The 12,594-nt window shown below is 60.9% G+C and carries 11 protein-coding genes and 1 pseudogene; 9 read left to right on the forward strand and 3 right to left on the reverse strand.

Translation table 11 applies throughout. From position 1 onward, the window contains the following. Positions 1-311: pseudogene (locus EN984_RS06485) on the reverse strand (choline ABC transporter permease subunit); the annotation flags it as partial. A 123-nt stretch (positions 312-434) separates the two neighbouring features. Beyond that, on the reverse strand, positions 435-1,370 hold the full coding sequence (locus EN984_RS06490; protein WP_127266554.1) for a choline ABC transporter substrate-binding protein: 936 nt from the start codon (positions 1,368-1,370) through the stop codon (positions 435-437). Between the two features lie 258 nt (positions 1,371-1,628). On the opposite strand from EN984_RS06490, the gene EN984_RS06495 reads away from it, so the two are divergent. Beyond that, positions 1,629-2,240: a thymidine kinase gene (locus EN984_RS06495; protein ID WP_127266553.1), complete on the forward strand. Its 612-nt coding sequence runs from the start codon at positions 1,629-1,631 to the stop codon at positions 2,238-2,240. A 69-nt stretch (positions 2,241-2,309) separates the two neighbouring features. Here the strand turns inward: EN984_RS06495 and EN984_RS06500 are convergent, their stop codons facing one another. Next, a complete protein-coding gene (locus EN984_RS06500; protein WP_127266552.1) occupies positions 2,310-3,206 on the reverse strand; it encodes a DMT family transporter in 897 nt (298 codons plus the stop codon). Between the two features lie 97 nt (positions 3,207-3,303). Between EN984_RS06500 and EN984_RS06505 the strand changes: the two genes are divergently transcribed. The 8 genes from EN984_RS06505 to EN984_RS06540 all read left to right on the forward strand — a co-directional run bounded on the left by EN984_RS06505 (position 3,304) and on the right by EN984_RS06540 (position 12,239). Then, complete coding sequence (locus EN984_RS06505; protein ID WP_127266551.1) at positions 3,304-4,161, forward strand: LysR substrate-binding domain-containing protein; 858 nt, start codon at positions 3,304-3,306, stop codon at positions 4,159-4,161. A gap of 94 nt (positions 4,162-4,255) precedes the next feature. Further along, a complete protein-coding gene (locus EN984_RS06510) occupies positions 4,256-4,645 on the forward strand; it encodes a cytochrome c family protein (protein ID WP_127266550.1) in 390 nt (129 codons plus the stop codon). A 311-nt stretch (positions 4,646-4,956) separates the two neighbouring features. Further along, complete coding sequence (locus EN984_RS06515) at positions 4,957-6,045, forward strand: hypothetical protein (protein ID WP_127266549.1); 1,089 nt, start codon at positions 4,957-4,959, stop codon at positions 6,043-6,045. Between the two features lie 31 nt (positions 6,046-6,076). Then, positions 6,077-7,222 (forward strand): hypothetical protein, encoded by a 1,146-nt coding sequence (locus EN984_RS06520; protein ID WP_127266548.1) that lies wholly within the window; start codon positions 6,077-6,079, stop codon positions 7,220-7,222. Between the two features lie 24 nt (positions 7,223-7,246). Beyond that, complete coding sequence (locus EN984_RS06525) at positions 7,247-9,157, forward strand: ATP-binding protein (RefSeq protein ID WP_127266547.1); 1,911 nt, start codon at positions 7,247-7,249, stop codon at positions 9,155-9,157. Positions 9,158-9,226: 69 nt separating this feature from the next. After that, positions 9,227-9,637: a DUF559 domain-containing protein gene (locus EN984_RS06530; protein WP_127302072.1), complete on the forward strand. Its 411-nt coding sequence runs from the start codon at positions 9,227-9,229 to the stop codon at positions 9,635-9,637. A 67-nt stretch (positions 9,638-9,704) separates the two neighbouring features. Continuing rightward, complete coding sequence (locus EN984_RS06535) at positions 9,705-11,009, forward strand: DUF6638 family protein (protein ID WP_127272315.1); 1,305 nt, start codon at positions 9,705-9,707, stop codon at positions 11,007-11,009. Between the two features lie 105 nt (positions 11,010-11,114). After that, positions 11,115-12,239, forward strand: coding sequence for a DUF2333 family protein (locus EN984_RS06540; protein WP_127266545.1), 1,125 nt, complete (start codon positions 11,115-11,117; stop codon positions 12,237-12,239). Positions 12,240-12,594: the final 355 nt, after the last annotated feature.

Raw genomic sequence — 12,594 nt, forward strand, 5'->3', positions numbered from 1 at the left:
ACCAGCACCAGTGTCTCTACCGTCTGCTTCCAGAGGTTCTGGTTGAGGATGAACAGCAACCCGAGAAAGACAGCCACCGCCAAGCCTCTCGATCGCTGCAGATAATAGGCAAGCAGTGCAATCAGCGCGATGAGAAGGACCGGCGGTACCAACAGCAGCGTGTCGACCACTCCATCGAGCAGGAAATTCAAGCCGCCGGAGAGGCCGCGGAAGAAGGTGTTGAAATTGTCGGTAATGAAGGTGAAGAACGCTGTGCCCCACTCGCCTATGGGGATTTTATAACTGACAAAGAATTTTGAAATCGGATCCATCTTGCCCCTCTTTGGCAGTCGCCGTCCTTGCCGGACGGTCATCTTGTCACAGGATATGAAAAAGGGCAGCCCTTTCTACAGTGACTGCCCTTCTTGATCGGTCACGCCGAACGCAAGACCTGCTCAGCTTCCGAGCGCAGTCTTCACGGCTGCAGCGGCGTCGCCGCCATCGAAAGTGGTCACGCCGGCAATCCACGGAGCAACCGCGTCCGGATGCTTCTTGAGCCAGTCGGTCGCAGCCGTATTGGCGTCAGCGCCCTTGAGGATCGCGTCCATTATCTCGCCTTCCATATCGAGATTGAACTTCAGGTTGGCGATGAACTTGCCGGCATTCGGGCACTCGGTGGTGTAACCCTTGCGCACATTGGTATGGACAGTGGCGGCGCCGAAGCCGCTGTCGCCCATGCCATCGAGATAGGTGATCTTCATGGCACCCATCACCGGATGCGGCGTCCAGCCGAGGAAGGCGATCCATTCATTGCTCTTCATCGACTGCTCGGCCTGCGTCAGCATCCCGGCCTCCGAGGATTCGACCAGCTCGAAGCCTTCGAGGTTGTCTTTCGGGTTCTTGATCATGTCGAGGATGATGCGGTTGCCGTCATTGCCGGCCTCGATGCCATAGATCTTGCCGTTGAACTTGTCCTTGAACTTGCCGATATCGGTCAGCGATTTCACGCCGGCGTCAGCGACATAGGTCGGCACGACGATACCGTAGCCGGCGCCGGTCAGGTTGGTGCTGATCGTCTCGACCGAGCCATCGGCGGTATAGTCCTTGATGTCGTTGGTCATCGACGGCATCCAGTTGCCGAGGAACACGTCGAGATCCTTGTTCTTCAGCGACGCCATGGTCACCGGCACCGACAGCTGGATCGTCTGCGGCTCATAGCCGAGCGCGGTCAGCAGCACGGAGGCGATGCCGGTCGTCGCCTGGATGTCGGTCCAGCCGACATCGGAAAGGCGCACCGCCTTGCAGCTCGCCGGATCGCCGGCAAAGGCAGCGCTGGTGGACAAAAAAGCCGCCAGACCGAGGCCGGCGACGAAAGAGTTCATACGCGACATAGACAGTCTCCCATTGTGATTCTTTGGCGAAGCGTAGCTACGGTTTCTATGCCCGCCTTGTTTCGTCAGCCAAACACCATTCTGGTGTGGTTTCAAGCATTAAGACAATCGCGATCAACGGCGCGGGCTGGCCAATCAGCGACACATCAGGCGCTTTTGCCATGCCGGACGGTTTTTTCGAAGACGGGCCGGCTTTTTCAGGGGAATGCGGGCGACCGCCCCTCCCCGTATCAGGGCAAGTCGGCTTAAAAGAGCGGCATGGCCAAGCTCTACTTTCACTATGCGACCATGAACGCCGGCAAGACGACGATGCTCTTGCAGGCCTCTTACAATTATCGCGAGCGCGGCATGGGCACGATGCTGTTCGTCGCCGGCCACTACCGCAAGGGCGACACCGGCCTGATCTCGTCGCGCATCGGCCTGGAGACGGAAGCCGAGATGTTCCGCGATGGCGACGATCTGTTCGCCCGCGTCACCGAGCATCACGCGCATACGTCAGTGCATTGCGTCTTCGTCGACGAGGCGCAGTTCCTCGAGGAGGAGCAGGTCTGGCAGCTCGCCCGCATCGCCGACCGGTTGAACATCCCGGTCATGTGCTACGGCCTGCGCACCGATTTCCAGGGCAAGCTGTTTTCCGGCTCGCGCGCGCTGCTGGCCATCGCCGACGATTTGCGCGAAGTGCGCACCATCTGCCGATGCGGCCGCAAGGCGACGATGGTCGTGCGCCTCGGCCCCGATGGCAAGGTGGCTCGCCAGGGCGAGCAGGTGGCAATCGGCAAGGATGTCTATGTCTCGCTCTGCCGCCGCCACTGGGAGGAAGAGATGGGCCGCGCCACGCCAGACGATTTCATCGGCTTTATCAAAGGCTGACTCTGTCTCTTGGTTATTGGAGCAATTCCAGGGGAAGCGCTATGTGCTTTCCCTGGAATTGCTTCGGGCTCACACGGTCGAGACACGCCGTCTTGGAAACCGCCAGCCAAGCCGCACACCAAGCGTTGCCAGCGCAATCAGTGCCATGCCGGCTGCCTGCGCCGGTCCGAGCGGATGCCCATAGATAGCCCAGTCGACGATGATGGCGACGACCGGGTAGATGAAGGTGATGACGCCGATCACCGGTGTCGTCAGGCGTGGGAAGGCCGAATTCATCAACACGTAGGCGATGCCAGTGTGCAGCACGCCGATGCCGAGCAGCCAGCCCCATGATGCAGGCGCAATATGTTGGCCGACGCCGGCGAACGGGGCGAGCATGACGACCCCCACCACCGTTTGGCAGAGTACCGTGATTTCGGCGCGCTGCTGGCCCAGGCCTTTGGCTAGGATCGTTGTAACGGCATAGAGCAGTGCGCCGCCCAGCGTCAGCGCAATGCCCGGCACCCAGTTGGCATCGGCATGACCGTGCGCGAAAACGAGGCCGCTGGCCAGCACGACGCCGAGAAACGCACCGAGCATCCACAGCAGTTGGTCGGGCGAGATGCGTTCCCTTAGGAAAACCACGCCGATCAGGACCACGAAGAACGGCTGGATATGGTAGATAATCGTCGTCGTGGCGATCGACGTCATGGCGAAGCCGGCGAAGAAGGCTGTCCAGCTCAGCACCATGCACACGCCGGCAAGTGCTGCAAGGGCAAGCCGGGACGGCAACAGCGTCCGATCCGGCAGGTAGCCGCGCAACAGGCACCATATGAGAAGGAAGATCGCGCCGAACACACATCGCCAGAAGACGACGGTGACGGGATGCAGCCCCGATTCCGTGGCGAAGGCGCCGACCGTGCCTGCGATCACCATTGCCAGAGCAAGGCTCGCGGCCGGGAAGCGGGCTGTCGAGGCGTCCGTCATGTGGTGGTTCCCAGCGATCCCAACCATCTGGTCACTGGCGCCACCTTCAAACAAGCGAATAGATTTGGAATGATCTATTCGATATGCTGATAGCACCATGGCCACGCCACTCGATCTCAACCTGCTGAAAACCTTCGTCGCCGTCGTCGAGAGCGGCAGCCTTTCCAATGCAGCACCTCGGGTCGGCCGCAGCCAGTCGGCGGTCAGCATGCAGATGCAGCGGCTGGAGGAGATGGTCGGCAACCAGCTTCTGGTGCGTGGTCCCAGAACCGTCACTCCCAATGCGATCGGCGAGGATTTCCTGATCTATGCGCGCCGGTTGCTGAAACTGTCGGATGAAGCCTGGGCAAGCGTCACCCGGCCCAAGGAGACAGGCAGCGTCCGCTTGGGGGTGCCCGACGACTATGCCGCCTTCCTCCTGCCGCCCGTGCTCTCACGATTCGCGGCGGAGCATCCCCTGGTGACGGTGGAGTTGATCTGCGAACAGTCGACCGCGCTGGTGAAGACGCTGGCGGAGGGGCGGCTGGATCTGGCGATCATCACCCGCTTGCCGGAGCAGCCGCTTGAGGTGATCCGGCTGGAACGCTTCGTCTGGGTCGCCTCGCCCAACCATGTCGCCTGGGAGGCCGACCCGCTTCCGGTCGCCTTGTTCGAACCGGGCTGCGCCGCCAGGATGAATGTCCTGCAGGCGCTTGGCGATGCCGACCGCTCCTATCGCTGTACCTATTCAAGCGCCTCTCTGCTTGGCCTGATCGCCGTCGTCCAGGCCGGGCTCGCGGTGGCTGGCCTTGCGATGCGCAGCGTACCGCCATCGCTGCGCATCGTCGGCGGCAATGAAGGGCTGCCGGTGCTGCCGGACCTCGAAATCGGCATCCTGCGCAACCCGCTGTCGACGACCCAGGCGGTCGAGCGGCTGAATGATTTCCTGCGCCGCGATCTGGCACAACAGGCCTGACTCGCGGGCCTGTCTTCCGCAATCCCGCCGCGATGCAGCGTTTGTTAAAGCCTCGGTACTATAAGGCCGCCAGCCAGAACTCTCCGGGGGCAGCATGTTTCGAGCCGCTTCGTCCGCCAGCATCCTTCTCCTTGCCAGCTCGCTTGTGGCCCATGCCGGCGGCGACCCGGCCCTGGGCAAGAAGGCCTTCAACCGGTGCATGGCCTGCCATGAAGCAGCCACCGACCGCGACAAGGTCGGTCCGCATCTGTTGGGCGTCGTTGGCCGCACCGCCGGTAGCGCCGAGAGTTATCTTGGCCGCTATTCCGAGGCGATGAAGAGTGCCGGCGCCGCCGGCCTGGTCTGGGATGAAGCCAATCTCGCCGAGTATCTCAGGGCACCCAAGCTGAAAGTGCCCGGCAACAAGATGGCGTTTGCCGGCCTGACCAAGGACGACGACATCGCCAATGTCATCGCCTATCTGAAAGCCGATCCCAAACCCTGAGCCGCTGTTCGCCAGCTCTGTAAAACCGGCTTTCTCGTCGCATATCGCGGCCGCGATTGCTTCGGTGGTTTGCCCAATACAAAGGCATCCGTGCGCCTTCGCCTTGCCGCATGAAAGTTCAATGACAGCTGAACTATGGCTGGTCGGCAAGCTAATCACGCTAAGCCCAAGCCTTCACTGGCTTTCAAGACCCTGACGAATTTTTTTGTTTTCACGCCGCCCTTGTCTTCACGTCTTTCAATCCCCTGATGCCCCACATATATTCGCCGCTGTTCGCGACCAGCGACGTCATGCCGAAGCGGGAGGCCCCAATGGCGACATTGCAGAATTTCGACGCCGAAATTGCCAAGACCAAGCAGGTCGTGCAGGACATGCGCTCCAAGATCGAGCAATCCGGCACCATGCTTGATACGCTTGCCACATCAGACAAGAAGATCGGCGACGCCAATTTCGACCTCGAGAACGCCCGCATCGAGGATGTGCTGAAGCAGCAGAAGGTGATGGAAGGCAACATTGCCGACCTGATCATCGGGCTGGAGGACGCCACCAACGTCTTCGGCGCCGAGTTCGAGAGCATGAAGAACTACACCGGCTGGGAAAAATTCATTGGCATCTTCTCCAGCCAGAGCAAGCAGCGCATGCGCACCGACCGCGTTCGCAACATGTCGCTGGCCGGCAATCTGCAGGAACTGCTGGTCAAATCCGACACCATCGTCGGCATATTGAAGGCGCAGAAAGAGGTTCTCGACCAACGCTACAAGACCTCGGAAACCAGCCTGTCGCAGGTGATCGAGCGCCGCAAGACCACCATGACCAACCTCGAAGCCGTGCAGAAGCGCATCGAGGAGCTCAACCCGATGCTGCTCGACATCGAAAACAAGATCGCCGCTTCGACCAGCCAGAAGGACCGCACGCAGCTCGAAGGCGAACGCTCCAAGCTGGCGACGGAATACAACGAAAAGCAGGCCAAGGAGCAGGAACTGCTGGCCGAGAGCCAGACGCTCGAGCGCTACACCTCGATGTTCCAGACCTTCGTCGATTCGCTCAACAACCAGATCGCCGCGCAATCGACGCTGATCAACAAGCTGACCATCGATACCGAGCAGCGCATCGTACTCTACAAGGCGCTGGAAGATTCGCTGAAGACCGCAGCTCAGCAGGACGTCGCCCACAAGATCAACACGCTGGGCAGCCAGGTCGACAACACCGCCGAGGAAACCATGGCCGGTATCGGTGCTGCTTCGCAAAAGCACATCGGTGACCTGCTTGAGATGCACGAGAAGAACATGGTCGCCACCGCCGATATCCAGCGCCGCAAGAAGCTGGCCGACGATGCCTTCGCCCGCCGCTTCGACGAGGTGCTGAAGAAGCACAATTCGGCTAACTACGTGCAGTCTTAAGGGTGACAGCACTGCCCGCGAGCGACCAGGCATGACCCCCGAAAACGAAGCGGCGGCACGGTATTTTTCCGCCATCACGGCCGCGCTCAGCGGCCTTGAAGTGTTCATGCGCGACGATCGCTCGCCGCTCTACCGGCACGGCATCGTCGCCAAGATCGTCGCCGAACACATCGCCAGGCTCGACAAGTCGTTTTCCTGCTGGCGCAACCGGCTCGGCTTCATGGACACATTCCGCATTTCGCGCGCCGAAAGCGGATTTCCGGTGTTCCAGAACCTGCTCGAACTGGAAAACGACCGACGCCAGGCCGACGCGCGGCTTGCCAACATTCCGCTCGCCGGCGAGTTGCGCGAGGAAATGGCCGACTTCATCCTGCGCCACAAGGAATTCCCCGCGGCGCTGCAGAAGTCGATAGCCGAGCGGCTTTATCTCGAGGACGTGAAAAGCGAGAACACGTTCGGCCCGTTCACCCTGGCGCAAACGGCCAAGGTCTCGGTCAATCCGAAGACGGGGCGGCCCTATTATCTCGTCCACTGGGCGACGTTCGACGGCAGCGCCAACCTGCCTCTGGTCTACATGGTGACGGTGGAGGATTCGTCCGAAACGATGATCCGCCAGCTCGTCGACAGAAACGGCAAGCTGAACGAGACGATCGACATTCCTCTGCCGGTCGATGGCCTGCTCAATCCCGAGCTTGCCCACCGTTTCGACGATTTCACCGAGAAGAACTCCGCCTACACGCTGTCGCCGGCGACCATCGCGGTCAATCTCGACAAGGATTTCGAGCCGCTGCATCCCAAGCAGCTGCGCCGCGTCGTGCTCGGCCCGTTCTATTCGGCTGGCATCACCGACAACAATTCGACGGTGACCGAAGTCCTGGCCAAGGTGCGCAAGCCCGAAAATGCCTGGCTGCTGACCTGGACCATCCAGGAGGTCTATTCCAAGGCCGAGAAACCCGGCCGCAAGGGGCTGTTTTCCAGCGAGAAGACGACGCAGGAATTCTTCATCAATACCGACGATCTGGAAGCCGCGCGCCAGGGCGTGTCGAGCTACGAAAACCATGCGCTGATCCCGCACGAGGCCTATCAGGCGCTCTACGCCGCCGGCGAGGCGCAGAAGATCTTTGCCGGCTACAAGGTTCACATTCTGTCGAACGGACAGGTCATCTCAGACGTCTGACCGTCACACCACGGAGCACCCTTCATGGATACCGGCCTGACCACCATCCCGGAAGCCGCCATCGAGAAGCACCGCGCTACCGCGCAGAGCTTCATCACCCGTGTCGTCGTGCTGGAGGACCCGTCTAGCTCCTCCGGCACAGCACTTGCCGGCACCAATCGCCGCTTCGTTTCGACCGTCTCGGTCGGTTCGGTGCGCCGCACGCGCGAGGTCGAGCTGTCGAAGACCGTCGGCGCCGTTCATCCCGACGACCAGCTGCTGACCATCCCGCAGCACACGCTGTTGTTTCGCGCCCGGCGCGGCACGGCGATCGCGCTGGCAATATCGGACGTCTTTGCCGAGGGCTCGGACCTTGAAAGTCTGCAGGCCAAGAACACCCGCGCGCCGCTCGAGGGCGACGAGGCGTCCACCTTCAAGAAGCTTCTGTCGGCCTCGGCTTACATTTCGGCCTTCAGCCTCGCCTCCTACCTGTTCCAGCTGATCGACAGCGACGGCGAGGCGCCCAACGATAGTCCCGAACCGGACTTCCTGTTCGACACGCCGCAGGATGCGGTGAAGTCGATCCTGGCAGGCCTCGACAAGGCGATCTCGGGATCGTCCGACGACGCCGACCTGATGACAAGGGCGCGCGCCTTCGCCCGCGTCGCCATCGACGGGCTTCTGGCCCGCAAGGGCCGCTTCGACGGCATCGGCCCGTTCGAGAACGCGCATATCCGTATCGATGCCGACGATTTCACCCTCGATGGTTTCGACGTCGCGCCGGGCAAGCGTTCAAAACCGCTGGTGATGACATTCAAGAAGCCGGAAGAGGTCGTCGGCAACCACATCGCCAAATACCAGTCGGTCAAGCTCGCCAAGATGCTGATGGCCTACGACTTCGAGCGCGAACTCAATCCGTTCGTCGAACTCGGCGGCTTCCTGTTCACCTTCATCGGCGACGGCGCCCCCGGCACCGGCAAGACGACGCTGATCCAGATGATCGCCGGCCTCGTCAACGGCTATTGCCAGGTCGCCGGCTATCCCTTTGCCTACGAGAATTTCGGCGTCGACCAGATCTCGTCCTATCAGGGCAAATCAGGCCAGAACTGCCGCCAGTTCATCAACAATGTGCTGAACCCGCGCGTCATCGGCTTCGGCACCATCGACGACATCGACCAGGTGGCGGCGCGCCGCTCAGACGACCGCGCCTCGGCCGGCCAGCAGGAAATCACCGGCGTCTTGATGGATGCCTTCGCCGGTGCCGCGACCGTGGTGCGCGGCAACTGCTCGTTCGGCATGTTCTCCAACTATCCCGAAAATGTCGACGACGCGCTGCGCCAGCGCGCCGGCGCCCGCTGGCTGGTCGACGGGCCCCAGAGCCGCAACGACTACATCGACATTTTTGTCCTGCTGGCGGGAAAAAACCACAAGATCCCGCTCGGCGACCACGATCTCTACGCCGCGCAGGAAATCCAGCGCGCCGTGACCGAAGCCTATGAGGAGCACGAGAAGCCGCAAGAAGACGGGCTGATGAAGGTCTACGAACGCTACATGAAGGAGAACGGCGCGCCGAAATCGATGGCCGACATCGGCACCTATCTGCACCTGATCAAGGATGCCGAGCCCCGCTTCACCGGCCGCGCCATCAAGAACGTCACCGACGCCATCAAGATGCGCGCCATGGACATCGAGCTTCCCGACGACTGGTTCGAGAAGCCGGAAGTCTTCATGCACAAGGGCTACGACGAGAAGAAAGCGATGATCGAGGAACTGCGCGGGCCGTTCTCGATGGACATGGTCATGCAGGAGATCAACCGCTATGCCGACTCGGAGTTCCGCTATTCCGACAAGTCCGACGACTCCGCCGTGCAAAAGCTGCTGCGCGACGCCCGCCTGCGCGAGCGAGCCGCGCGCGAGATGGAGGAGATGAAGAAAAAGGGGCTATGGAATGCGTGAGCCTGGCACCTCTTCCTTCTCCCCGTTCACGGGGAGAAGGTGCCCGAAGGGCGGATGAGGGGCAGCGCTGTGCGAGGCAGTAATGAGCCAAAGGTAGCAAGGGCCCGGCAGCTTCGGAAAGTCGAGAATGATGCCGAGGAATGGCTGTGGCACGAAGTGCGTGGAAGGCGGCTGAATGGCCACAAGTTTGTCCGTCAGCTCCCGGTCGGCCCATATTTCGCAGACTTCGCCTGCCGTGAGGCTAATCTGGTTGTGGAAGTCGATGGAAGTCAGCATGCAAATCGGCCCCACGATCGATACAGGGATGAGACGATGAACAGGAACGGCTGGTCGGTGTTGAGGGTTTGGCACGCTGATGTTTTGACGAGCCGTAAGAGCGTGCTGGATACGATTGTTGCTGCGCTGGATGGTCGACTCGATCGGAAAATGATTGCTGTCGATGTGAAGTTTTTGCCAGCTTCAACGTCGGAGGAAAGATGATGAGCGTCTGCGCCGCCCCTCGTCCGCCCTTCGGGCACCTTCTCCCCGTAAACGGGGAGAAGGGAAGATGAGCCCCGCCAAGAAACCCGATCTCCTGCGCGACAACGAGCTGATCTATGGCCGGCTGTTGACGGTCGACGAGCCGCACCTCATCCAGCGCTACAACAAGGCGCTGGCCGCGTTCGGCTTGAAGCCGACGAAACTGAAGAGCTTCCAGATCGACCGCACCGGCTTCTCGCCCGAAGTGGCCGAGGAATGCGATGATTATGACTATCTCGATCCCAATGAGGTCAACCGCCGTTTCATCATCCTGACGCCGTCGCAGATTGACCTGCCGGTGGTGCACACCGCCTTCTCCAACACCTCGCAACTGATGTTCGAGTTCATGTCCAGGAACCGGCGCGCCATCGATGCGCTGACGATCAAAGACGTCATCTACGGCGAGATCGAGGATTCCATTCCCAAGGTCAACGACATCGAGGACTTGCTGTCGATCAGTCAGGTCGAATTCAAGGTGCTGTCGGCCGAGGATGTGCTGGGCAAGGCAGCCGAACTCGGCAAGCTCGTCGACCGGCTGAAGCAGGAGCCAGATGCCTGGCGCGACAACGCCATGCTGACCCGCATGGTCGAGCTCGCCAAGATCTGCGGCGACATCCGCGAGAACGCGCTGGTACCCGACCAGGTGATCTTCCGACACAACGCCTACTGGACCAGCCATTTCGGCGGCCTCTACGTGTTCGTCGATCCGGATGTGACGACGGTGATCAGCGATCCGGCCGCCCCCGGTTTTCGCCGCTCGCGGCCGTGGCAGGTCAGCTATCTCTCGATCAACGACGCCGACAAGGTGTTCAAGTTCCTCGCCACCACCGGCCGCATCGAGCTGCCGCGTGCCTCCTGGGTCGAGACCTCGGGCTATCTCGAGCACCGGGCCGAGATGGTGGTGCGCGCGCTGATCCGCGACGCCGAGCCGAACCGCAATTTGACCAATGTCGACAAGGTCTGGCTGCAGACCTGGATCCAGAGCCATGCCGACCTGATCACCAGGGACGGCAATTTTCCTTTCCTCAACGCCGCCAAGCGCGAGATCGCCCAGCTTGGCCACCTGAAGATCGAGGATGTCTTCCCGCAGCAGCGTTTCCTGGTGATCCGCGCCAAGCCAGACCACCCCGACGCCTGGCTGACCAACCGGCTGATCTCGGATTTCGTGCCGTCGGACTTCGTCTCGCGCTACATCTTCAACAAGGACGGCTTCTACAAGGACTATGACGGCTTCAGCGACGCCTGGCGATCGCATGTTGTGGACGTTCTCAAAACCACATATTTGAAGGACAAGGTGGCGTTTCGCACACGCCTCTACGGCCTGACTGACTAGAACGAAATGAACCGTTATTTCGTTCTAACTTCTTGTTTTGGCGTATGATGTTATCCAAAAAGTCTGCAACTTTTTGGCATCATGCTTTGAGGGGGTGACACAGCCATGCTCGATCCGATCGTGAATTTCTTCACCCGTATTTTCCAGTGGATCGGCCGCGGCATCGGCCTCCTGATCGGTGTCGTCCTGTGGCCGTTCCTGTGGGCCGGACGCTGGTATACGCAGCGCGGCTGGATCCTCAAGGCGGCGGTCGGCCTCGCTCTGCTGGTGCTGATCGGCCTCTATGCCAATTTCTTCTACGCCACCCAGTGGTGGAACAATTTCAACCCGAACTATCCCGACACATACACCTTCGAGAAGCGCAATGTCTCCGCCGGCGAACAGGTCGCCGCCGGCGCCGGCACGGACACCGCCAAGACCTGCGGCAACTCTGGTATAGCCCAGATCGCCGCTGACCTGACCGACTTCAACGTCAACCAGAATGCCTGGATCTCGTCGATGATCCTCTACAAGCTGGGCCTGTTCGGCATCGACTGGGACCACACGCCGTGGATGGACAACAAGGCCTCCTTCCAGCGCGGCATCAACCAGGCGGTGCGGCGCACGGCGACCGAACTTGCCGACAATCTCGGCCGCGTCCGCACCACCTCGCAGATCGACAGCGATCTGCAGAATGCCCGCGGCAACCTTCAGTTCGACGAAGAGACCTGGTATTTCGGCCTGAACCCGTTCGGCCCCAAGACGCCGACGCCAAGCTACTATCGCGACGCCGTGCGCATGCTGCGTTCCTTCAACGCCCGCCTTGCCACCTGCCAGGCGACATTCGACGCCCGCGCCGACAATCTGAAACAGTATATCGACCGCATCTCGTCCGACATCGGCTCGACCTCGGCGATCCTCAAGGAACGCGCCGAGAACCACAACAATGGCTGGTTCGACTTCCGCGCCGACGACCGCTACTGGTTCGCCTATGGCCAGCTCTACGGCTATTACGGCCTGATGAAGGGAGCCCAGGCCGACTTCGAGGACGTCATCAAGGAAAAGCATCTGCAGAACCTGTGGGACACGATGGACTCGCAGTTCGTTTCGGCGCTGCGCATCCAGCCCTTCATCATCGCCAATGGCCGCGAGGATGGCTGGCTGTTGCCGACGCATCTGACGACGATGGGCTTCTATGTGCTCAGGGTGCGCTCCAACATGGTCGAAATCAGCAACGTTCTGACGCAGTAGCGCTGTTCCATTAGGGACCAGGCGATGGCGAATTTGCGCCGTCGCCTCTGTCGCATTCCGTGCATTGTGCGGCTGTTTTGAGACGGCGGAACGGCGCGTCCTCTGGCTTCTATACGGCGCGGCAACGGAGCCGGGAAGAACCGACGACAGGTCGGCCGGTCCGCAGAGGAACTTTCTCCAGAGGAAACATAGTTGCATACAAGTTGACGCCGTGGCAGCGACAGGGTTAGAACATGCCCGCGCCCGGTTCCAACCTGCTTGCCAGTAAGATCAAACCCGTCCCCTCCACCGTCCAATCCAGAGGAAAGCCGTCATGGCCGAAGTGAAGTCCGACATCGAGATCGCGCGCGGCGCC

Source organism: Mesorhizobium sp. M7A.F.Ca.CA.004.12.1.1 (genome assembly GCF_003997835.1).
Lineage (GTDB): Bacteria > Pseudomonadota > Alphaproteobacteria > Rhizobiales > Rhizobiaceae > Mesorhizobium.

Coding starts and splice junctions, on each gene's coding strand:
- EN984_RS06515 (WP_127266549.1), top strand. CDS start 4,957: ATGGCGACATTGCAGAATTTCGACGCCGAAATTGCCAAGACCAAGCAG.
- EN984_RS06500 (WP_127266552.1), bottom strand. CDS start 3,206: ATGACGGACGCCTCGACAGCCCGCTTCCCGGCCGCGAGCCTTGCTCTG.
- EN984_RS06510 (WP_127266550.1), top strand. CDS start 4,256: ATGTTTCGAGCCGCTTCGTCCGCCAGCATCCTTCTCCTTGCCAGCTCG.
- EN984_RS06535 (WP_127272315.1), top strand. CDS start 9,705: ATGAGCCCCGCCAAGAAACCCGATCTCCTGCGCGACAACGAGCTGATC.
- EN984_RS06490 (WP_127266554.1), bottom strand. CDS start 1,370: ATGTCGCGTATGAACTCTTTCGTCGCCGGCCTCGGTCTGGCGGCTTTT.
- EN984_RS06520 (WP_127266548.1), top strand. CDS start 6,077: ATGACCCCCGAAAACGAAGCGGCGGCACGGTATTTTTCCGCCATCACG.
- EN984_RS06540 (WP_127266545.1), top strand. CDS start 11,115: ATGCTCGATCCGATCGTGAATTTCTTCACCCGTATTTTCCAGTGGATC.
- EN984_RS06495 (WP_127266553.1), top strand. CDS start 1,629: ATGGCCAAGCTCTACTTTCACTATGCGACCATGAACGCCGGCAAGACG.
- EN984_RS06505 (WP_127266551.1), top strand. CDS start 3,304: ATGGCCACGCCACTCGATCTCAACCTGCTGAAAACCTTCGTCGCCGTC.
- EN984_RS06525 (WP_127266547.1), top strand. CDS start 7,247: ATGGATACCGGCCTGACCACCATCCCGGAAGCCGCCATCGAGAAGCAC.